The organism is Streptomyces sp. Xyl84 (assembly GCF_059731885.1).
The window spans coordinates 6,771,073-6,792,923 of record NZ_AP029182.1 but is presented as its reverse complement, the minus strand read 5'-3'; the positions used below and the strand labels follow the sequence as shown (position 1 = coordinate 6,792,923).

The following is a 21,851-nucleotide window of genomic DNA, read 5'->3' as shown; positions in this document are numbered from 1 at the left end:
ACCCCCGCACGGGGGTTATTGCTTCACCGTACACACAGATGCATAATGCACTTATGCATGAGCGGCTCACGGTTTCTTCCCAGGGCCTGGACTCCTCCTCCCCGCAGGTCTCCGCCGAGGACCTGAACATCGCCCTGGAGCGGATGGTCCGGTACGTGCGCCGGAGCGCCACGGCCGGCGGCCTGAGCACCGCGGCCTCCTCCGCGCTCGGCCGGCTCGGCCGCGAGGGACCGCGGCGGCTGACCGAACTGGCCCGCGCCGAGAACGTCTCCCAGCCCAACATGACCCAGCTCGTCACCCGCCTGGAACGCGCGGGCCTGGTCCGGCGCACCGCCGACCGCACCGACGGGCGAGGCGTCCTGGTGGAGGCCACCGGCACCGGCCTGGAGGTGTTCAGGCAGCGGCGGGCCGAGCGCGCCCGTGCCCTGGGGCGGCTCGTCGGGGAGCTGACCGAGGCGGAGCGGCACGCCGTACGGATCGCCCTGCCCGCCCTGGCGCGGGCGATCACCGAGAACCACCCGAGCGCCGGCACAGACACGAGTGGAGAGATACGGAAATGAGTGCGCCGCACGGAAAGACAGCCAGTCCCTTCCGGCAGCCGAAGGCCGTCTGGGCCGTGGCGTTCGCCTGCGTGATCTCGTTCATGGGGATCGGTCTGGTGGACCCGATCCTGCCCGCCCTGGCCGAGAGCCTGCACGCCTCACCGAGCCAGGTCTCCCTGCTGTTCAGCAGCTATCTGATCGTCACCGCAGTGGCGATGCTGTTCGTCGGCTGGTTCGCCGGCCGCTTCGGCGCCAAGCGCACCCTGGTCATCGGCCTGGCCGTCATCGTCGTCTTCGCCGCGCTGGCCGGCTGCACCGGCTCCATCGACGGCATCGTCGGCTTCCGGGCGGGCTGGGGCCTGGGCAACGCGCTGTTCATCGCCACCTCGCTGGCCGTGATCGTCGCCTCCGCCAGCGGCGGCTTCGGCGGCGCGATCATCCTCTACGAGACCGCGCTCGGCCTCGGCATCGCCGTCGGACCGCTGCTGGGCGGCGAGCTGGGCGCCGTCAGCTGGCGCGGTCCCTTCTTCGGCGTCGCCGTCCTCATGGCCGTCGCCCTGGCCGCGACGCTCGCCTTCGTGCCCTCGCTGCCCAGGCCCGAGCGGCCCGCCTCCCCCCTCGCCCCGCTCAGGGCCCTGCGCCACCGCGGGCTGCTGACCATGGGCATCATGGCCCTGCTCTACAACTGGGGCTTCTTCACCATGCTCGGCTACGCCCCCTATCCGATGGAGCTGAGCGCCCACCGGCTCGGACTGGTCTTCACCGGCTGGGGGCTGCTGGTGGCCGCCTTCAGCGTCTTCTTCGCCCCGCGGCTGCAGGCCCGCTTCGGCACCGCGCCGGTCCTGTACGCCAACCTGCTCGGCCTCGGCATCGTGATGGCCGTCATCGCCGCCGGTGTCAGCACCCCCACCGTGGTCATCGTCGCCGTCATCGCCAGCGGCGCGTTCATCGGCATCAACAACACCCTCACCACCCAGGCGGTCATGCTGGTCTCCCCGGTCGAGCGTCCGGTGGCCTCCTCCGCCTATGGCTTCCTGCGCTTCATCGGCGGCGGACTGGCCCCCTTCGTCGCCGGCAAGCTGGCCGACGCCACCGACCTCGGCGTCCCCTTCTACCTCGGCGCCGCCACCTTCCTGCTCGCCATCCCGGTCCTGGCCACCGGGCACGGCCTGCTGCGCCGGGCCGAGGAGCACACCGGTGACAGCGAGCCCGTGGCGCCGGCGCCCACCGCCGCGGGCGACCCCGCGGCCCCCGGCACCCAGCCGGCCGCCCGCCCCGCGAACTGACCGCCACCCCGGCGGAACCGCGCCCCAGCGGGGTCCGAGGCCGCGCAGGCGCGGCAGGCCCGGCGGGGCCGGGACGGCCGGCCGGCGGCTGCGCCGGCCCGCGACGCCCACCAGTTCGTCGCCGTCCGCCTGTTCCGCCAGGGAGGACGGACCGGCCCGTTCCAGCAGCATCGCGAAGCGCTCGTCGTCCCGCGCGTGCAGCAGGACCGCGCCGCGGCCGCCCAAGGCGGTGAACGCGTCCGGTTCATGGGCGTTGCCGGGATACGGAAACGACACCTTGAGCACGGCGGGCCGCCCGTCCGCCCGCCCGCCGCACCGGGACGACCACACCGACTCCGCCGTGCAGGACCGTGCCGTCCGGCTCGCAGTCCAGCGCCGCAGCAACCCGTCCACGATCGCGGGCAGTTCGGCGGTCCAGGCCGCCCCGCGCGGGCCTCGCGCTCGACGGTCCCCGGCGCCAACGCCTCCGGAATCCGGATCACCCAGGCACCCTGCCGGCCGCCCACGGTGCCGGAGACCGGCAACCGCCCTGCCGGGGAAGGCCGGTGGGCCGTACCCGGCACGGGCCGCTCCGCCGCGCGGGGAGAGGCCGTCACGGCGGCCGGGAAAGGCGCCCGCGGCAGCGAGGGAAGGTCCGTGCGGCGGCGGGGGACAGCCGGCTGGGCGGCCGGTGCGACGGTCGGTCCGCACTCTGGTCAGCGGGACGGCCGTGCGCTATACCTTCTTCGCGTGCTTGATTCTGCTTGTTTCGATGCCATAACAAGCACCTTCAATCATCGTTTTCCCGCCTCAGCCCACGTGTGCGAAGGGATCGACATGACCGCTCCACCCCGCAGACGCAAGGCCCACCGTTCCCCGGGAGCAGCCCTGGCGGCGGCCGCCGTGCTCGCGGTACTCGCGACCACGGCCGGACCGGCGCTGCCGGCCCGGGCCGCCGCGTCCGCGTCGGCCGGGACGCCGACCGTCATCGGGGCGGTCACCGGGTTCTCCCGCTCCGGCGCCGCCTACACCTTCACGGCGGGCGCGGCGAAGGCCCGGGTGTCGTTCGTCTCCGCGGACACCTTCCGCATCGAGGTGGCCCCCGACGGCACGTTCACCGACCCCGTCGGCACCGACATCGTGCTGCCGCAGGGCAAGGCCCCGGCCACCCGCTGGCTCGACCGCGGCGACCGCTACGAGCTGTCCACGGACAAGGTGACCCTGCGCGCCTACAAGTCGCCGCTGCGGTTCGCCCTGTACCGCGCGGACGGCACCCGTCTGTGGGAGGAGACCCGCGGCATCAGCTGGGACGGCACCGCCACCACCCAGACGCTGGCGCGCGGCGCCGACGAGCAGTTCTACGGCACCGGCGAGCAGAACGGCAGCGGCAACACCTCGCACCGCGGCAAGACGCTCAAGGTCGGCGTCGACTACAACTGGAACGAGGGCGGCCACCCCAACTCGGTGCCGTTCTACCTCTCCTCCGCGGGCTACGGCGTCTACCGCAACACCTACGCCCCCGGCACCTACGCCTTCACCGACCCGGTCAGCACCACCGAGCAGGAGAACCGTTTCGACGCCTACTACTTCGCCGGTGACAGCGCGAAGGACGTCATCGGCCGGTACACCCAGCTCACCGGCCGCCCGATGCTCCCGCCGGTCTACGGCCTGGAGATCGGTGACTCCGACTGCTACCTGCACAACGCCAACCGCGGCGAGCGCCACACCCTGGATGCGCTCAAGGTCGCCGACGGGTACGCCGAGAACGACATGCCGCTGGGCTGGATGCTCGTCAACGACGGCTACGGCTGCGGCTACGAGGACCTGGCCGAGACCGCCAAGGGCCTCAACTCCCGCAAGATGCAGATGGGTCTGTGGACCGAGAACGGCCTGGACAAGCTGGCCGACCAGGTCAGGGCGGGCCAGCGGGTGGCCAAGCTGGACGTGGCCTGGGTGGGCGACGGCTACAAGTTCGCCCTGGACGGCTGCAAGGCGGCGTACAAAGGCATCGAGGACAACAGCGACGCGCGCGGCTTCACCTGGGCGCCGGAGAGCTGGGCGGGTGCGCAGCGGTGCGGTGTGCAGTGGAGCGGTGACCAGTCGGGCAGCTGGGACTACATCCGCTGGCAGATACCGACGTACGCCGGTGCCACCATGTCCGGGCTCGCCTACACCTCCGGCGACGTGGACGGCATCTTCGGCGGCAGCGCCAAGACGTACACCCGTGACCTGCAGTGGAAGTCGTTCCTGCCGGCCGTGATGACCATGGACGGCTGGGCCGCCAAGGACAAGCAGCCGTACCGGTACGGGGAGCCGTACACCAGCATCAACCGCAAGTACCTCAAGCTCAAGGAATCGCTGCTGCCGTACATGTACACGTACGCGGCCGAGGCGAACCGCACCGGGGTCGGCGCCGTGCGTCCGCTGGCCCTCGAATACCCCGACGACCCGAAGGCGGCGGGCGACGCCGCCAAGTACGAGTTCCTGACCGGCGAGGACTTCCTGGTCGCGCCCGTCTACAGCGACACCTCGGTCCGTGACGGCATCTACCTGCCGAAGGGCGACTGGGTGGACTACTGGACGGGCCGGACCTACCACGGGCCGACCACGGTCCACGGTTACCAGGCCCCCCTGGACACCCTGCCCCTGTTCGTGAAGGCGGGCGCGTCGATCCCGATGTGGCCGGGCGTCAACTCCTACCAGGACCGCACCGCGGACTCCCCGCTGGCCTGGGACGTCTACCCGCAGGGCCGCAGCACCTTCACCCTGTACGAGGACGACGGGGTGACCCGGCAGCACCGCGACGGCAAGTACGGCGAGCAGCCGGTGACCGTGACCGCCCCGGGCAGCGGCGCCGGGGCGGTGCGCATCGAGGTCGGGGCCGAGAGCGGCGACTTCGCCGGCAAGCAGAAGAGCCGGCCGTACGCGTTCACCGTGCACACGGGGTCGGCGCCGCACCAGGTCCGCCTGGACGGCCGCGCCCTGCCCCGGTCCACGTCGAAGGCCGCCTTCGACGCCGCCGGTGAGGGCTGGTGGTACGACCCGGCCGACCGGGCCGGCGTCGTCCACGTCAAGACGCCTTCCCTGAGCACCGCCCGGGGCTTCGGGATCGACCTGGACGGAGCGAGCGCGGTCGGCGGCAAGGTGCCCGGGGCCACCGGCACCGTCTCGGTCACCGCGCCGGACGAGATCGGCGCCGGCGTGTCCGGCAAGGTCACGGTGGACTTCACCGCGGGCCGTACCGGCAGTTCGGCGACCGAGCTGTCCCTGAGCGCACCGGACGGCTGGACCGTCTCGCCCGCCCGCAGCGCCGGGCGGGCCGGGCCGGGCGGGCGGCAAAGCGCGGAGTTCACCGTGACCGCCCCCGCGAACGCCGGTGCGGGCGAGGCAGTGCTGCGGGGCAGTGCCCGCTACCGGGCGGCCGGGGAGGAGCACGTCGCGACCGAGCGCACCGCCCTGCGTACCATGCCCGCCCCGCCCAGGGGCGACAGCTGGGCCGGTGACCTGCCCTGGCTGAACTCCACCAACGGTTACGGACCGGCCGAACGCGACCGCAGCAACGGGGAGTCGGCGGCGGGCGACGGTCACCCGCTCACCCTGAACGGGACGACGTACGCCAAGGGGATCGGGGTGCACGCGGACTCCGACATCGAGTTCTGGCTCGGCGGCCAGTGCTCGTCCCTCACCGCGACCGCGGGCATCGACGACGAGATCAACGGCTACGGCGGTGTGTCCTTCTCGGTCGTCGCCGACGGCAAGAAGGTCTGGTCCTCGCCCACGGTCAGCGGCAGGTCCGATCCGCTGCCGGTGGACGTGCCGCTCACCGGGGCACGCCACGTGCACCTGGTGGTCACCGACACGGACGGCACGAAGTCCGGCGACCACGGCGACTGGGCCGACGCGAAGTTCCACTGCGCCGGCTGACCGGCAGCTCTAAGGTGCCCCGGCCCCACCGGCCGGGGCACCGTGCTGTGCGGTGCTGGCCCGGACGATCAACTGCGGTTCCACCGAGGCCGGTTCGCAGACCGCGCCGGGGTCGGCGATGTGCCGCAGCAGATGGGCCACCGCGAGCGTGCCCATCTGGCTGAACGGCTGGGCGACGGTGGTCAGGGACGGCGAGCAGTACTCGGCCAGTTCGATGTCGTCGACCCCCACCACGGAGATGTCCTCGGGCACCCGGCGGCCCAGCTCGTGCAGCGCCCTGATCGCGCCGAAGGCCATCTCGTCGCTGGCGACGAACACCGCCGTGGCGTCCGGGATGCGGCCCAGGATCAGACCGCTGCGGTAGCCGGAGGCCGGGGACCAGTCGCCCTCCAGGGGCGGCGGCACCGGCCGGCCGGCCTCCTGGAGCGTGCTGCGCCAGCCCTCGCGCCGGGCCGCGGCCTCCAGCCACTCCTCGGGTCCGGCGATGTGCCAGACGGTGTCGTGGCCGAGGTCCAGCAGGTGGCGGGTGGCCAGCCGGGCCGCGAGGCCCTGGTCGATGGCGACGACCTCGGTGGCGTCGGTGCGCGAGCCGTCGATGGTGATGGTGGGCACGGCCCGGGTGAGCTGCTCGATGCGGGGGCTGCTGTGGTTGAGCGGCACCGACAGGATGACGCCCTCGACCCCCTGGTCGGCCAGGCGGGACAGGGCGGCCTCGATGGCGGAGGTGTCCAGCGAGGTGGTGGTCGCGGTGCTGACCGCGTACCCGGCGGCCTGGGCGGCGTGCTCGATGCCGGAGGTGACGGCGGCGCGCGAGTAGAAGTTCGTCTGCAGGGTGACCACGCCGATGGTGCGGCTGCGGCCCGAGGAGAGCATGCGGGCGGCGTTGTTGCGCCGGTAGCCGAGCTGTTCCACCGCGGACAGGACCTTGGCGCGCGTCTTGTCCTGCACGTTGGGGTGGCCGGACAGCACCCGGGAGACGGTCTGCGCCGACACTCCCGCGACCCGGGCCACATCCGCCATCCCCGGCGGCCGCTCCCCGCCGTCACTGTGCTTCCCCATGGGTTCCTTCCTCGTACCGGACGTCGATGATATCGCCCACACGCCTCCCCATCTGCTCTTACCGCTGCTCGCCGCACGCCTGGAACCGGCTATTGGCATCGATAACATTCTCTGCCATAGTTTCCGCCATCAGCGCGCCGCCCCACCGCCCGGGTTCCCCCCGCCCGCGGTGCGCGCGGCCTCGCGGAGGCAACTCCTCCGCTCCACCCAGCCCTTCAGGAGAAGCCGTGAAGCGATCCATTGTCCGTATTGCCGGGATAGCGGGAGCCCTGGGCCTCGCCCTCACCGCCACCGGGTGCGGCGGTTCCGGCTCCGGCTCCACCTCCGCATCCGGCAAGGGATCGATCACATTCTGGGGCTGGGCGCCCGGGTACGCGGATGCCGTCGCCGCGTTCAACAAGAGCCACCCGGACCTGAAGGTCACCTACCAGGCCGTCCAGCCGGGCGCCAAGGGCGGTTACCAGAAGATGCTCAACGCGGTGAAGGCGGGCAACGCGCCCTGCCTGGCCCAGGTCGGCTACGAGACGCTGCCGAGCTTCGCGGCGCAGGGCGCCCTCAAGGACGTGAGCCGGTACGCCTCCGCCGACCGGGGCGACTACCAGCCGGCGGCCTGGAAGTCGGTCACCCTGGACGGCGGCGTCTACGGCGCGCCCGTGGACACCGGCCCGATGGCGCTCTTCTACAACAAGAAGGTGTTCGGCTCGCTCGGCCTGAAACCCCCCGCCACCTGGGACGAGTACCGGACCGACGCCGAGAGGATCCACGCCTCGAACCCGCACCGCTACATCTCCTCCCCCTACCTGGACTACGACTACGCGGGCCTCGCCTGGCAGACGGGCGCCGGATGGTTCGGCGTCAAGGGCGACGCCTGGCAGGTCACCATGGACTCCGCGGCCAACAAGAAGGTCGCCGACTACTGGCAGGGCCTCGCCGACGACGGCCTGATCAGCAGCGCCCCGATGTACGACCAGGCCTGGTACACCGGCATCGGCAAGGGCGACATCGCCACCGTCGTGGGAGCGGTCTGGCAGGCCGGGGTCATCAAGGGCGGCGCGAAGGACGGGGCCGGCCAGTGGGCGGTGGCACCGCTGCCGCAGTGGAGTGCGGGCGCCGGCCGGGCGGGCAACGCGGGCGGCTCCGCGACGGCCGTCCTCAAGGGCTGCGACGACGCCGAGGGCGCCTGGGAGTTCGCGCACTGGCTCGGCACCGACCGCGCCGCCTTCGGCACGCTCGTCGAGAAGGCCGCGCTGTACCCGGCCGCGAAGAAGCTCCTCGACCTGCCCCAGCTCAAGGGCGCCGACCCGTACTTCGGCGGCCAGAAGATCTACGACGTGTTCGCCGCCGCCGCTCCCCAGGTCGACTCCTCCTGGACGTGGGGCCCGTTGATGACCAAGACCGCCGCCGATCTCGACGACGGGCTCGGCAAGGCCTGGGCGGGCAAGGGCACCATCGCCGAGGCGTTGCGCACCGCGCGGAACCGGACCGTGGGCGAGATGAAGAAGCAGGGCCTGAAGGTCGCCGAGTGAACGAGTCCGTGATCGACGCGGCCGGCGCGGTGCCGGCCGCCCGCCGCAGCCGGCCCGCCGCGGACACCGGCCGGCCCACCCCGGCGCCCGCTTCCGCACCCACACCGGCACCCGTCCCCGCGCCCCGGGCGCGCCGCCTGCGCCCCCTGCTGTTCTGCGCCCCCTTCCTCGTCCTGTTCGCGGCGATGTACGTCGCGCCGATCGTCTACGCGGCGGTCAGCAGCCTCTTCACCGTCCACCGCTCCGGCCTCGGCCTCACCGCGCCGACCCAGGTCTTCGACCCGCTCGGCAACTACAGCCGCGCCCTCGGCGACCAGGCGTTCCTGTCCTCGCTCGGCCGGGTCGCGCTGTTCGGCGTGGTCCAGGTCCCGGTGATGCTCGGCGTGGCCCTGGCCCTCGCGCTGCTGATCGACTCCGGCTCCGCGCGCGGCAAGGCGTTCTTCCGGCTCTCCAGCTTCCTGCCGTACGCCATCCCCGGCGTCAGCGCCGCGCTGGTCTGGTCGTTCATGTACTCCTCGCAGTCCAGCCCGATCAACCGTCTGCTGCACCCGGTCGGTGTCTCGGTCCCGTTCTTCCACAGCGAGGTGGTGCTGTGGTCGGTGGCCAACATCGTCACCTGGAGCTGGGCCGGGTACAACATGATCATCATCTACGCGGCGCTCCAGTCGATCCCGGCCGAGGTGCTGGAGGCGGCCCGGATGGACGGGGCCTCGGTCCTGCGGATCGCCTGGAGCGTCAAGATCCCGGCGGTGCGCGGCGCGCTCGTGCTCACCGCGGTGTTCTCCGTCATCGGCTCCGCGCAGCTCTACAACGAGCCGGCGGTGCTCCAGCCGGTCTCCGATGGCTCGGTGACCTCGACGTTCACTCCGATCATGTCCGCGCAGAGCGCGGTCGCGGCGGGCAACTACCCCTACGCCGCCGCGCAGTCCGTCCTCCTGGCCCTCCTGGTGGGTGTCGTGTCCTTCGTCTTCTTCAAGCTGACCCACCGCGGGGAGGAGCCGGCATGAGCGCGCTGAGCACGCGGGCGTCCCTGGTCCGTTCGCGCCGCGAGAGCCGCCCGGCGAGCCGCGTCACCGTGATGGCGCTGCTGGGCCTGTCGGCCTTCTACTTCCTCTTCCCGCTGTGGTGGCTGCTGGTGTCGGCGACCAAGCCGTTCGGTGAGCAGTTCTCCGGCAGCGGTCTGTGGTTCCACGGCTTCGGCCTGTTCGGCAACATCGCCCGGCTCAGCGGCCAGGACGGCGGGATCTTCTGGCGCTGGATGCTCAACAGCGTGCTGTACTGCGGCGTCGGCGCGGTCCTCGGCACGGCCTTCTCGGCGCTGGCCGGCTACGCGCTCGCCAAGTACGACTTCCCCGGGCGCGGCGCGGTGTTCGGCGCGGTGCTCGCGGCCGTGCTGGTGCCCAAGGTGCTGTTCACGCTGCCGCTGTACCTGATGTTCTCCGGGGTCCACCTGATCGACAACCCGCTGGCCGTGCTGCTGCCCAGCGTGGTCAGCCCGTTCGGGGTCTACCTCTCCCGGGTGTTCGCGGCGCAGAGCGTGCCCGACGAGGTCCTGGAGGCCGGACGGCTGGACGGGGCGGGCGAGTTCCGGATCTTCCGTACCATCGGGGTGCGGATGATGCTGCCCGCGCTGGTGACGATCTTCCTGTTCCAGTTCGTGGAGATCTGGAACAACTACCTGCTGCCCGCGATGGTGCTCGGCGACGACCGGCTCCAGCCCGTCACGGTCGGCCTGGTCGGCTGGAACGCGAGCCATGTCGCCGTGCCGCCCCCGCTGGTCGTCGTCGGCTCCCTGGTGTCCGTCGTCCCGCTTCTGATCGCCTTCCTCGCGCTCCAGCGGTTCTGGCGCGCGGGCATGACCGCCGGAGCCGTCAAGTGACCACTTCCGCACCGCACACCGCGGCCGCCCCCGACCCCCTCGCCCCCGCCCCGGCCGCCACACTGGCCTTCGCGGACGGCACCCTGCTGCGGGCGGGCCGCCCGCACCGCGTGCTGGCCGGTTCCCTGCACTACTTCCGGGTCCGTCCCGAGCAGTGGGCCGACCGGCTCGCCCGGCTGGCCGCGCTCGGCCTCAACACCGTGGACACCTACGTCCCGTGGAACTTCCACGAGCGCGTCCCGGGCGAGGTCCGCTTCGACGGCGGGCGCGACCTCGCACGCTTCGCGGGGCTGGCGCAGGAGACGGGACTGGACGTCATCGTGCGCCCGGGACCGTACATCTGTGCCGAATGGGACAACGGCGGGCTGCCCGCCTGGCTGACCGGCACGCCCGGCATGCGCCCGCGCACCTCCTACCGCCCCTTCCTGGAGGCGGTCGGCCGCTGGTTCGACGAGCTGGTCCCGCGCATCGCCGCACTCCAGGCCGCCCTGGGAGGCCCGGTGGTCGCCGTGCAGATCGAGAACGAGTACGGCAGCTACGGCGACGACCAGGCGTACGTCCGCTGGGTGCGCGACGCGCTCGTGGCGCGCGGTGTCACCGAGCTGCTGTACACGGCGGACGGGCCGACCGCGCTGATGCAGGACGGCGGCAGCCTGCCCGGGCACCTCGCGGCGGCGACGTTCGGCTCCCGCCCCGGCCAGGCGGCGGCGCTGCTGCGCGCGCGCCGCCGGGACGAGCCGTTCTTCTGCGCCGAGTTCTGGAACGGCTGGTTCGACCACTGGGGCGAGAAGCACCACGTGCGGTCCCCCGCCGGCGCGGCCGACGACGTGGGCGAGATCCTCGACGCGGGCGGTTCGGTGAGCCTGTACATGGCGCACGGCGGCACCAATTTCGGGCTGTGGGCCGGTGCCAACCACGACGGGGAACGCCTCCAGCCCACCGTCACCAGCTACGACTCGGACGCCCCGATCGCCGAACACGGCGCGCTCACCCCGAAGTTCCACGCCCTGCGGGAGCGGCTGGCGGCGTTCGCCGGCCCGGACCGCGCGCTTCCCGAGCCGCCCGCCGACCCGCCCCTGCTCGCGCCCCGCACCCTGGAGGTCACGCGGCGGGCCGCGCTCCTGCCCGCGCTGCGGGCGGCGGCCGAACCGGTGCGGGCGCCCGTCCCGCTGAGCTTCGAGGAGCTGGGGCAGTCCTCGGGCCTGGTCCTCTACACCGCGGAGCCGCTGCTGCCGCCGGGCCGCCAGGAGCTGACCGTCACCGGACTGCACGACCGCGCCCAGGTGTTCGTCGACGGCGCCCCCGTGGCCGTACTGGACCGCGAGACCTCCTCGTTCAGCGTGCCCGGCACCGGGGCGCGCGTGCGCCTGGACCTGCTGGTGGAGAACCAGGGCCGGATCAACTACGGCCCGCTGCTCGGCCAGGGCAAGGGCATCCTGGACGGCGTCCGCGTGGGCCGGCGGCTGGTGCACGGCTGGACCATGCGCCGGCTGCCGCTGGACGAGTGGGGGCGGCAGGACGTCGGCCGGGCCGCGTCGGCGGCGCCCTGCGACGACCGGGCGGGCTTCGCGACCGCCCGGCTGACGGTGACCGAACCGGCCGACACCTTCCTCGCCCTGCCCGGTTTCGGCAAGGGGTTCGTCTGGGTGGGCGGCACGCTGCTGGGCCGCTACTGGGAGATCGGCCCGCAGACCACGCTCTACCTGCCCGGCCCGCTGCTGCGCGCCGGCGAGAACACCCTCACCGTCCTGGAACTCGAACGGTTCGGCGACCACCTCGCCCTCACCGACCGCCCCGCCCTGGGACCGGCCGAGGAGTACGTCGAGACGTTCGACTGACCGCCGTGCGCCACGGCCGCCCGCTCCGGGCGGGCGCACGGGCACGGGGGCCAAGGACCGGACCGGCCCGACACCGGTCCGCCGTCACGCACAGGAACCACACCCAGGGGGCCGCGCAGCCCGCGCGGCCCCGCCCCGAGCAAGGAGGACCTGTGTCACCTCACCGCAAGCAACTGGCCGCGGGGCTCGTCGCCGCGGTCGTCGCCACGGCGACGGCCCTGACCGGCGGCAGCGCGCTCGCGGCCCCCGCCGCACCGGCGGCCGGCACCCCGTCGTACACCGTCACCGTCGGCGCGAAGGGTTCCTGGACCCACCCGGACGACACTCCGGCCGCCCCCTATATCGACAAGGACGGCACCTTCCACTTCCAGCAGGCCCACTCCCTCTACGGCGCGAACGACAGCCGTGCGTGGACCTTCTTCACCGGCGAGGACTTCGACAGCGCCACCCGTGACGGCGCCCTGAGCGGCGCGGTGAACCCGGCCGACTCCCGCGACCGCAACGACGACACCACCTGGCGCTGCAACAACAGCCCCACCGGCGTCGAGTCCAGCTACGCGCCCGCGGGGTCGCACTACGCGCAGAAGAACTACTGCGACCTGGCGGGCGTCTGGGTCGACCCGGACACCGGCGACTGGTACGGCCTGGTGCACAACGAGTTCACCCCGCAGCCCTTCGGGGACGGCCTGCACTACGACGCGATCGACTACGCCGTCTCCAGGGACCAGGGCAGGACGTGGACGATCAAGGACCACGTCCTCACCTCGCCGTACAGCACCGGACGCGGCGACACGGCGGCCTTCCCGCAGCAGACCTTCGACTACGGCGACGGCGACCCGCGCCTGTTCGTGGACACCGCCTCCGGCTACTTCTACGTCTTCTACGGCTCCCGGATCGTGGACAAGGGCGGCAGCTGGAAGGCCTTCCACGCGCACGTGGCCCGGGCCCCGATCTCCGGCAAGATGGCGCCGGGCTCATGGCGCAAGTGGTACGACGGTGCCTGGTCGCAGCCCGGGACGGGCGGCCGGGAGAGCAACATGGTGCCGGCCGACGCCACCCACCCCACGGGCTACACCCCCGCGGACAAGGAGTACGACCCGGCGAACAGCGGGACGACGAGCCAGCAGGTGGCGGCGGGCACCATGCCGCCGACCTCGCCCCTGTTCGTCATGGACATCACCTACAACGCCTACCTGGGCCTGTACATCGGCGAGCCGCAGGGCGTGGACCAGAGCGGCAAGGCACCGCAGCAGTTCTACGCCACCGACGACCTGGCCACGCAGAAGTGGCGGCTGATCGGCGACACCGGCGGCCTCACCAACGCCTCCTGGTACCGCTGGTTCCTCGACCCGGCGAACAGGACCGGCTCGAACATCGTCGGCAAGTCGTTCCGCTCGTACTGCTCCTTCGGCTGCTCGGGCGGCTCGTCCGGCGAGTACGCGAACGTCACCATCGGCACCTCGGCGCCGGCCGCGCCCGTGGACACGGGCCGGACATACCGCATCTCCAGCGGCGGCGGCCGCGTCCTCACCCAGGTCCGCGGCGGTACCGCCACCACCTCCCAGGCACAGGCGGACGGATCGGCCCGGCAGTCGTGGATCTTCACCGGCAACGGTGACGGCTCGTACCGCATCGCCAACGCGGAGACCGGCGGTCTGCTCGGCGTGGACTCCTCCAGCACCGCCCAGCGCGCCTGGGGCACCCGGCCCACGGTGCGAGCGGCGGGGCCCGGCGGGGCGGACGTGGGACGGCAGTGGTGGGTCGTCGCGGGCACCTCGGCAGCCGGCGCGTCCGACGGCACCTACCGGCTGGTCAACCGCTACAGCGGCCTGGTGATCGGCCTGTCCGGCGACCCGGCGCGGCCCGCGGAGACCACCCCGGCCCGATTCTGGGACGCCGCGGGCACCGGTCCGGTCGGCGGCTCGCGCACCGCGGCCGAGCAGACGCTGACGCTCACGCCCACCGGCGCGGCGCCCGCCCCGCTCGACGGCACCCGCACGCTCGTCACCGCCGGCAAGGCACTGGAGGTCCCCGGAGGCAGCACCGCCGCCGGCACCCGGCTCGCCACCTGGACGCCGAACGGCGGCGACCACCAGAAGTGGCGCCTCGCCCGGCAGGACGACGGCTCCTACGAGATCGTCAGCACCGCCTCGGGGCTGTGCGCCGACGTCGACGGCGGTTCCACCGCGGCCGGCGCCGGGGTGATCCAGTGGCCCTGCACCGGCGGCGCCAACCAGCGCTGGACCGTCACACGCCTGGCCGACGGGGCGTTCACCGTGGCCTCGGTGCACAGCGGGCTGCTGCTCACCGCCGCCTCGGCGGACAGGGGCGCCGCGGTGACCCAGCGTCCCGGCGACGGCTCACCGCTCCAGCGGTGGCGGATCGGCTGACCCCACCGGCCGGGGCGCCACCGCCCCGGCCACCGGCGTGTTTACGCCCCGGGCGCCCGGGTCACTCATCCGTACTACGGCTGGGAGCGGCAGGGAGCAGACATGATTCGTTCGGCGGACCTCCGTGAGTGGCGCAACCGCGACGTGGTCGACCAGGAAGGGCACAAGATCGGCGCGCTGGAGGCGGTCTACGTGGACACCGGCACAGACGAGCCGGCCATGGTGACCGTCCGTGCGGGGCTGCCCACCCGGCAGCGCCTGCTGTTCGTGCCGGTCGACGGGGCCGTCGTGGGGCCCGACTACGTCAAGGTCGCGCAGCCCAAGGGGCTGGTCAAGAAGGCACCCTCCATCGGCACGGACGACGTCCTGCCCGCCGAGCAGGAGGCCGCGGTCTTCCAGCACTACGACCTGCCCTACGTCCCGGGCGCCGGCGGGGAACGGCGGCTCGCCCGCCGCTGACCGCCCGCGGCGGCGGCCCGCGCTCAAGGAGGAGCAGATGGCCATCGACACCGTCGAGCGGCTCCTGGCCGCCCTCGATCCGCGCCACCGCGACCACGTCCGCGGCCTGCCGCGCGCCGAGCAGGAGAGCCTCGCAGCCACCTGGGAGGACGAGCTGCGCCGGGACACCGACCTGGACACGCTGAGCGAGCTGTCCCCCGCCGCGGCCGAGAGCGAGGCGGCGGCCCGGGTGGCCCGCCGGGTCCTCGACCGGCCGCACCGGTGAGGGGCGGCCCCGGCCCTCACCGGACGAGAGGCCCTGGGCTGCCCTAGGGTGCCACCATGCCGAAATCTCGCAAGGTACGTGAAGAGGACGCCTGGGAAGGTGTCGTGGTGGACAAGACCCGGGGGACGACCGACGGCTCCGGCCTCTACCACTACGTGGAGGTGCGCCTGACCGAGGGCGGGACGGAGAAGTTCCGCGTCGGCAAGGCGCTGTGGGAGTCCCTGGGGCCCGGAGACCGTCTGGTGAAGGAAGCGGGCGCCGCCGCCCCGGCCAGGATCTGACCGGGACGGCGGCGCGGCCACGCCGTGGCGGCCGGGCTCAGACCAGGTCGAACCGGTCGAGGTTCATGACCTTGGTCCAGGCCGCGACGAAGTCGGACACGAACTTCTCCTTCGCGTCGTCGCTCGCGTAGACCTCGGCGACGGCACGCAGCTCGGAGTTGGAGCCGAAGACCAGGTCGGCCCGGCTGCCGGCCCACTTGACCCGGCCGGTGGCCGGATCGAAGCCCTCGAAGGTGGTCGCGTCGGCCGAGGCCGCCCGCCACTGGGTGCCGAGGTCGAGCAGGTTGACGAAGAAGTCGTTGGTGAGGACGCCGGGCGTGGTGGTGAACACGCCGAGCGGCGACTGCTGGTGGTTCGCACCCAGCACCCGCAGCCCGCCGACCAGGACGGTCATCTCCGGTGCGCTCAGCGTCAGCAGGTTGGCGCGGTCGAGGAGCAGGAACTCGGCCGGGAGCCGGTTGCCCTTGCCGAGGTAGTTGCGGAACCCGTCGGCGGCCGGCTCCAGCGCGGAGAACGACTCGACGTCGGTCTGCTCCTGCGAGGCGTCCACACGCCCCGGCGTGAAGGGGACCTCGATCTCGAACCCGGCCTCCTTGGCGGCCCGCTCGACGCCCACCCCGCCCGCGAGGACGATCAGGTCGGCGAGGGAGACGCCCTTGCCGCCGCTCTGCCCGGCGTTGAAGGACTCCTGGACGCCCTCCAGAGTGCGCAGCACGCTCGCGAGGCGGTCGGGGTCGTTGACCTCCCAGCCGCGCTGCGGCTCCAGGCGGATCCGGGCGCCGTCGGCGCCGCCGCGCTTGTCGCTGCCGCGGAAGGAGGAGGCCGACGCCCACGCGGTGGAGACCAGCTCGGACACCGACAGGTCGGTGGCGAGGATCTTCGCCTTGAGGACGGCGACGTCGTCGGCGTCGATGAGGCCGTACGTCCGCTGCGGCAGCGGGTCCTGCCAGAGCAGGGTCTCGGCGGGGACCTCCGGGCCGAGGTAGCGGGAGACCGGGCCCATGTCACGGTGGGTCAGCTTGAACCAGGCCCGGGCGAAGGCGTCCGCGAACTGGTCGGGGTTCTCCAGGAAGCGCCGCGAGATCGGCTCGTAGACCGGGTCGAAGCGGAGCGAGAGGTCGGTGGTGAGCATCGTCGGCTGGTGCCGCTTGTCCGGGTCGTGCGCGTCGGGCACGGTGCCGGCGCCCGCGCCGTCCTTCGGCCGCCACTGGTGGGCGCCGGCGGGGGACTTGAACAGTTCCCACTCGTAGCCGAAGAGGATCTCGAAGAAGGAGTTGTCCCACCGGGTGGGGGTCGGCGTCCAGGTCACCTCCAGACCGCTGGTGATGGTGTCGCCGCCCTTGCCGGTGCCGTAGGTGTTCTTCCAGCCCAGGCCCTGCTCCTCCAGGCCCGCGGCCTCCGGGTCGGGGCCGACGTTGTCCGCGGGGCCGGCGCCGTGCGTCTTGCCGAAGGTGTGGCCGCCGGCGATGAGGGCGACGGTCTCCTCGTCGTTCATCGCCATCCGGCGGAAGGTCTCGCGGATGTCGCGGGCCGCGGCGATCGGGTCCGGGTTGCCGTTGGGCCCCTCGGGGTTGACGTAGATGAGGCCCATCTGGACGGCGCCGAGCGGGTTCTCCAGCTCGCGGTCGCCGGTGTAGCGCTCGTCACCGAGCCAGGTGGTCTCGGGGCCCCAGTAGACGTCCTCCTCGGCCTCCCAGACGTCCTCGCGGCCGCCGGCGTAGCCGAAGGTGGTGAAGCCCATGGACTCCAGGGCGACGTTGCCGGCGAGGATCAGCAGGTCGGCCCAGGACAGGTTGCGGCCGTACTTCTTCTTGACGGGCCACAGCAGGCGGCGGGCCTTGTCCAGGTTGGCGTTGTCGGGCCAGCTGTTGAGGGGGGCGAAGCGCTGCTGGCCGGCGCCGGCGCCGCCGCGGCCGTCGCTGATGCGGTAGGTACCCGCGCTGTGCCAGGCCATGCGGATGATCAGCGGGCCGTAGTGCCCGAAGTCGGCGGGCCACCAGTCCTGCGAGGTGGTCAGCACCTCGGCGATGTCCCGCTTCACGGCCGGCAGGTCGAGGCTCCTGAACGCCTCGGCGTAGTCGAAGTCCTCACCGAACGGGTTGGCCACGGCGGGGTTCTTGGCGAGGATCTTCAGGTTCAGCCGCTCCGGCCACCACTGGCGGTTCCCGCCGCCCTGCGTCGGATGGGGTGCGCGTCCGTGCGCGACCGGGCAGCCGCCGCCCGCTTCCTCCGTCTTCGGGTCGGTGACGATGGCCTCGTGGTTCTCGGACATGGAAATCCTTCCGGGCTGGGCGGATCACGGTGCTCACGTGCTGGGCGCGGTGGAACAGGCGGGGCACTGGCCCCAGTAGACGACCTCGGCCTCCTCGATGGAGAAGCCGTGGGCGGCGGACGCGGTCAGGCAGGGTGCCTCGCCTCTCGCGCAGTCCACGTCGGCGACGGCACCGCACGACCGGCACACGACGTGGTGGTGGTTGTCCCCGACGCGGCCCTCGTACCGGGCGGGACTGCCGGCCGGTTCGATGCGGCGTACGAGTCCTGCCGCGGTGAGCGCGTGCAGGGCCTCGTAGACGGCCTGCAGGGAGATGTGGCCCACGCGGGCGCGCACCCCGGAGGCGAGGTCCGCCACGCCGAGGTGGTCACCCGCGCGGACGGTCTCCAGGAGGGCGACACGGGCGGCCGTCACCCGCAGCCCCGCACCGCGCAGTTCCTCGGCGGTCGTCGGGGGCCGGGCTGCCGTCATGGCGCCGAACCTACCGCCGCAGACACGAACGGTTCAAGAAAACGAACGGTCAAAGTCCGGTACGGATCGTGCGGGCTGCTTCGAGGGCGGGGCCGGGACCGCTCCGAGGAGGACACGGGCCAGGACGAACGGGGCGGGCCGGACGCGAGAGGCACGGGTGGGCACGGCGCGGCGGGACGGTGCGGGACCGGCCGCTGTGCACCGCGTCACCGACGCGCCGTCCGGATGCCGGCGGAACGGGGGCGGATCCGCGGGCGGACGGGCCCGGGCCGGCACCCCGGGCAGGGGGCGCCGGCCGGGCCGGGGCGATCCGCGGGGGTTCAGCCGCCGAGGGCCGTCAGGACGACCTGCTTCGCCTCGTCCTGGACCTGGCGGAGGTGGTCGGCGCCGCGGAAGGACTCGGCGTAGACCTTGTAGACGTCCTCGGTGCCGGAGGGGCGGGCCGCGAACCAGGCGTTCTCGGTGGTCACCTTGATGCCGCCGATGGAGGCGCCGTTGCCGGGTGCCTCGGTGAGCACGGCGGTGACCCGCTCCCCCGCGAGGGTGTCGGCGGTCACCTGGGCCGGGGACAGCTTGGCGAGGCGGGCCTTCTCCTCGCGGGAGGCGGGGGCGTCGATGCGGGCGTAGGCGGGCTCGCCGAAGCGTTCGGTCAGGGCCGCGTAGTGCTGGGAGGGCGTCCGGCCCGTGACAGCCGTGATCTCGGAGGCGAGCAGGGCCAGGATGATGCCGTCCTTGTCGGTGGTCCACACCGAGCCGTCGCGGCGCAGGAAGGACGCTCCCGCGGACTCCTCGCCGCCGAAGCCGAGCGAGCCGTCGACCAGGCCGTCCACGAACCACTTGAAGCCGACCGGCACCTCGACGAGCCGCCGTCCGAGGTCGGCGGCGACCCGGTCGATCATGCCGGAGGACACCAGGGTCTTGCCCACGCCCGCGGTCGCGGGCCATTCACCGCGGTGGGCGTACAGGTAGGAGATGGCCGTGGCGAGGTAGTGGTTGGGGTTCATCAGCCCGCCGTCGGGGGTGACGATGCCGTGCCGGTCGGCGTCGGCGTCGTTGCCCGTGGCGATCTGGAACCGGTCGCGCTGCTCGATCAGCGAGGCCATGGCGTAAGGCGAGGAGCAGTCCATGCGGATCTTGCCGTCCCAGTCCAGCGTCATGAAGCGCCAGGTCGGGTCGGTGAGCGGGTTGACCACGGTCAGGTCGAGCCGGTGCTGTTCGGCGATGCGGCCCCAGTAGGCCACCGACGCACCGCCCAGCGGGTCGGCGCCGATGCGCACGCCCGCGCCGCGGATCGCGTCCAGGTCCAGCACGCTGGGCAGATCGCCGACGTAGGCGCCGAGGAAGTCGTGGCGTCCGGTGGTCTCGGCGGCGAGCGCACGGGCGTAGGGGATGCGCCGTACGTCCTTCAGGCCGCCGGCGATGATCTCGTTGGCCCGGTCCTGGATCCAGGAGGTGGCGTCCGAGCCGGCCGGGCCGCCGCTGGGCGGGTTGTACTTGAAGCCGCCGTCGGCGGGCGGGTTGTGCGAGGGCGTGACGACGACGCCGTCGGCGAGGCCCGAGGTCCGCCCGCGGTTGTGGGTGAGGATGGCGTGCGAGACGGCGGGGGTGGGGGTGTAGCCGTCGGCGGCGTCGACGAGGACGGTGACACCGTTGGCCGCGAAGACCTCCAGCGCGGTGACGCGGGCGGGCTCGGACAGGGCGTGGGTGTCGGCGCCGAGGAAGAGCGGGCCGTCGGTGCCCTGTCCGGCGCGGTACTCGCAGATGGCCTGGCTGGTCGCGGCGATGTGGTCCTCGTTGAAGGCCGCCGCCAGGGACGAGCCGCGGTGCCCGGACGTCCCGAACGCCACGCGCTGCCCGGGTTCGGCCGGATCGGGGTGCAGCGCGTAGTACGCGGTCACCAGCCGGGCCACGTCGATCAGCTCCTCCGGACGGGCCGACCTGCCCGCTCGTTCCTGCACCATGACACCCACTCCTCGTGTTCGGTCGTGTGTCCGCTCGCGATCTCCATCTTCCCCCGCCCGCGAACGGGAGGCGCACCCACGTCCCGGGGCACCCTCCCCCCGGCCCGGGGATCCGGTGCGCCTCCCCGGCCGCCGGCCCGGCCGGCCCCGGTTCACCGTCCGGGAACGCTGTCCGACAGCGCGGCGCCGCCCAGTTGTTCGAACCGCTGCTGGACGTTGGCGGCGAAGGCCTGCGACTCGGCGCCGCCGTAGCCCTGCCCGGTGGTGTTCATCGCCACCGTGAGGACCCCCTTGAAGGGGGCGCTGGGCGAGGTGCGGATCGGCGTGCACAGGAAGTCGAAGTCCTGCGGGGCCGCGGAGTCGTACGTCCGCAGCGACGCCCGGGGCACGCTGGTCGGCCGTCCCGTGCGCAGGGCGTCGTCCATCGCGGCGAAGACGCCGATCCGGTCCAGGCCGGGCAGCACGTTCCGGCCGAGGCTGAACTGGGGGACCATGCCGAAGGCCTGCCCCTGCCTGCCGTTGGCGTAGCGCAGCAGGTGGTCGGGGCCCTCGGTGAGCATGATCGGGAAGGGTGCGCCGTCGAAGACCGCGAACAGTTCCTGCTGCTGGGCGAGGAGGCTGTCGCGCAGCTTGAACTCGGACAGCAGGGTCTCGGACAGTTCCTGCATGCCCAGCTTGAGCTGGCGGTCCCAGGCGCGCGGCTTGAAGTCGGCGACGCACACGGTGCCGAGGATCACGCCCGTGTTGTCGCGCAGCGGCGTGCCCAGGTAGGAGCGCACGCCCAGGTCGTTGACGAGCGGGTTGCCCTTGAAGCGGGGGTAGTCGAAGACGTCGTCCAGGGCGAGCTGGGACTGCTGGGCGACCACGTGCGGGCAGAAGCCGTAGTCGCCGGGTGCCTCGCGGGCGAGGTTGCTGAGGTCGAAGGGGATGCCGCCCGAGACGTCCACGGGGTCCTCGGGGGTGCCGCCGGGCACGTACATGCCCCGGAACATCTGGCGCTCGTCGTTGATGAAGTTGACCATGGCCAGCGGGGACTGGGTGAACGTGGCCGCGAGCCGCGCGATGCGGTCGAAGGTGGCCTCCGCCTCGACCGTGTTGAGGCCGAGAATCCTCAGCCGATTGGTCCGCTGCTCGCCTGCGGCACGGTGCTGTTCGGGTGACAGGGATTCCATGGGGTCAGATCAAAGCAGAGATCCGGCCGTCGTGGATCACCACTCCAGGTCATTCCGCCCTCGGCTGCCCCACCGTCAACACATCGGCGGCGGCGCGGACTTGCCGGCCCCGCCGCCCGGGGGCGGTTGCGCGCGGGCGCCGCGCACGGGCGGCCCGGCGGTGCGGTGGGACCGCCGGGTGGCCATCAGGAGAGTCTGTCCAAACTTTTCAATGTTTCAACATCGAGCGATCACTTCCCGTCATTCTTGGATCGCGCATCGTTCCGAAAGGATTTCACCCCCGACAATCATGCGGTGGACTTGCCGCCGCCCCGGCGATCCGGTCCGAGGCGGCGTCAGATGCTCGAATGTTGGTTCGAATTGAGAAGGTGAGGCGGGTGCGCGGTCCCCGGTCCGTACCCGAGACACGGGAACGTCGAGACCGCCGGCCCCCCTCCCCCCGGCGGGTCCCGGCACTGCGCACGAAAGGCGCGTCACGAGACGGGCGCCCCTCGTGCCCGCGGCTCTTAGAGCTGCGCCGACTGCCCTGACCGGACGGTCGTACGAG

Annotated in this window: 15 protein-coding genes and 2 pseudogenes; 11 read left to right on the top strand and 6 right to left on the bottom strand. The window is 72.7% G+C overall.

Going from position 1 to position 21,851, the window contains the following annotated elements; all coding sequences use genetic code 11:
- Nucleotides 1-53: 53 nt before the first annotated feature.
- Together AC6I72_RS29610 and AC6I72_RS29605 are read left to right on the top strand one after the other, a co-directional pair.
- Nucleotides 54-560 (top strand): MarR family winged helix-turn-helix transcriptional regulator, encoded by a 507-nt coding sequence (locus AC6I72_RS29610; protein ID WP_498004192.1) that lies wholly within the window; start codon nt 54-56, stop codon nt 558-560.
- Nucleotides 557-1,807, top strand: a pseudogene (locus AC6I72_RS29605) (MFS transporter); the annotation flags it as partial. The gene AC6I72_RS29610 and the pseudogene AC6I72_RS29605, both read left to right, overlap by 4 nt.
- Before the next feature lie 39 nt (nt 1,808-1,846).
- On the opposite strand, the pseudogene AC6I72_RS29600 reads toward AC6I72_RS29605, so the two are convergent.
- Nucleotides 1,847-2,310 (bottom strand): annotated as a pseudogene (locus tag AC6I72_RS29600) (aminoglycoside phosphotransferase family protein); the annotation flags it as partial.
- A gap of 334 nt (nt 2,311-2,644) precedes the next feature.
- On the opposite strand from AC6I72_RS29600, the gene AC6I72_RS29595 reads away from it, so the two are divergent.
- The gene (locus AC6I72_RS29595; RefSeq protein ID WP_498004191.1) at nt 2,645-5,731 is read left to right on the top strand and encodes an NPCBM/NEW2 domain-containing protein; all 3,087 of its coding nucleotides are present in this window, start codon (nt 2,645-2,647) and stop codon (nt 5,729-5,731) included.
- 9 nt (nt 5,732-5,740) lie between these two features.
- Here AC6I72_RS29595 and AC6I72_RS29590 read toward each other — a convergent pair whose 3' ends face one another.
- A complete protein-coding gene (locus AC6I72_RS29590) occupies nt 5,741-6,790 on the bottom strand; it encodes a LacI family DNA-binding transcriptional regulator (RefSeq protein WP_498004190.1) in 1,050 nt (349 codons plus the stop codon).
- 227 nt (nt 6,791-7,017) lie between these two features.
- On the opposite strand from AC6I72_RS29590, the gene AC6I72_RS29585 reads away from it, so the two are divergent.
- The 8 genes from AC6I72_RS29585 to AC6I72_RS29550 all read left to right on the top strand — a co-directional run bounded on the left by AC6I72_RS29585 (nt 7,018) and on the right by AC6I72_RS29550 (nt 15,428).
- The gene (locus AC6I72_RS29585; protein WP_498004189.1) at nt 7,018-8,316 is read left to right on the top strand and encodes an ABC transporter substrate-binding protein; all 1,299 of its coding nucleotides are present in this window, start codon (nt 7,018-7,020) and stop codon (nt 8,314-8,316) included.
- Nucleotides 8,313-9,323: a carbohydrate ABC transporter permease gene (locus AC6I72_RS29580; RefSeq protein WP_498004188.1), complete on the top strand. Its 1,011-nt coding sequence runs from the start codon at nt 8,313-8,315 to the stop codon at nt 9,321-9,323. The genes AC6I72_RS29585 and AC6I72_RS29580 overlap by 4 nt, the downstream gene beginning before the upstream one ends.
- The gene (locus AC6I72_RS29575) at nt 9,320-10,195 is read left to right on the top strand and encodes a carbohydrate ABC transporter permease (RefSeq protein WP_498004187.1); all 876 of its coding nucleotides are present in this window, start codon (nt 9,320-9,322) and stop codon (nt 10,193-10,195) included. The genes AC6I72_RS29580 and AC6I72_RS29575 overlap by 4 nt, the downstream gene beginning before the upstream one ends.
- Complete coding sequence (locus AC6I72_RS29570; RefSeq protein WP_498004186.1) at nt 10,192-12,033, top strand: glycoside hydrolase family 35 protein; 1,842 nt, start codon at nt 10,192-10,194, stop codon at nt 12,031-12,033. Before AC6I72_RS29575 ends, AC6I72_RS29570 begins: the two co-directional genes overlap by 4 nt.
- A 152-nt stretch (nt 12,034-12,185) precedes the next feature.
- Nucleotides 12,186-14,423: an RICIN domain-containing protein gene (locus tag AC6I72_RS29565; RefSeq protein ID WP_498004185.1), complete on the top strand. Its 2,238-nt coding sequence runs from the start codon at nt 12,186-12,188 to the stop codon at nt 14,421-14,423.
- Nucleotides 14,424-14,525: 102 nt separating this feature from the next.
- Nucleotides 14,526-14,882, top strand: coding sequence for a PRC-barrel domain-containing protein (locus AC6I72_RS29560; protein WP_037852459.1), 357 nt, complete (start codon nt 14,526-14,528; stop codon nt 14,880-14,882).
- 37 nt (nt 14,883-14,919) lie between these two features.
- A complete protein-coding gene (locus AC6I72_RS29555) occupies nt 14,920-15,147 on the top strand; it encodes a hypothetical protein (RefSeq protein ID WP_037852457.1) in 228 nt (75 codons plus the stop codon).
- A gap of 56 nt (nt 15,148-15,203) precedes the next feature.
- Nucleotides 15,204-15,428 carry a DUF7489 domain-containing protein gene (locus tag AC6I72_RS29550; protein WP_498004184.1) on the top strand — a complete coding sequence of 75 codons (225 nt, stop codon included), beginning with the start codon at nt 15,204-15,206 and terminating at the stop codon, nt 15,426-15,428.
- Nucleotides 15,429-15,465: 37 nt separating this feature from the next.
- Here AC6I72_RS29550 and katG read toward each other — a convergent pair whose 3' ends face one another.
- From katG to AC6I72_RS29530, 4 genes are all read right to left on the bottom strand, one after another.
- On the bottom strand, nt 15,466-17,700 hold the full coding sequence (gene katG / locus AC6I72_RS29545; protein ID WP_498004183.1) for a catalase/peroxidase HPI: 2,235 nt from the start codon (nt 17,698-17,700) through the stop codon (nt 15,466-15,468).
- A 33-nt stretch (nt 17,701-17,733) separates the two neighbouring features.
- Nucleotides 17,734-18,171: a Fur family transcriptional regulator gene (locus tag AC6I72_RS29540; RefSeq protein WP_498004182.1), complete on the bottom strand. Its 438-nt coding sequence runs from the start codon at nt 18,169-18,171 to the stop codon at nt 17,734-17,736.
- 320 nt (nt 18,172-18,491) lie between these two features.
- Nucleotides 18,492-20,132, bottom strand: a complete 1,641-nt coding sequence (gene pgm, locus AC6I72_RS29535; RefSeq protein WP_498004181.1) for a phosphoglucomutase (alpha-D-glucose-1,6-bisphosphate-dependent) — start codon at nt 20,130-20,132, stop codon at nt 18,492-18,494.
- A 152-nt stretch (nt 20,133-20,284) separates the two neighbouring features.
- Nucleotides 20,285-21,304 (bottom strand): GAF domain-containing protein, encoded by a 1,020-nt coding sequence (locus AC6I72_RS29530; RefSeq protein WP_498004180.1) that lies wholly within the window; start codon nt 21,302-21,304, stop codon nt 20,285-20,287.
- Nucleotides 21,305-21,851: the final 547 nt, after the last annotated feature.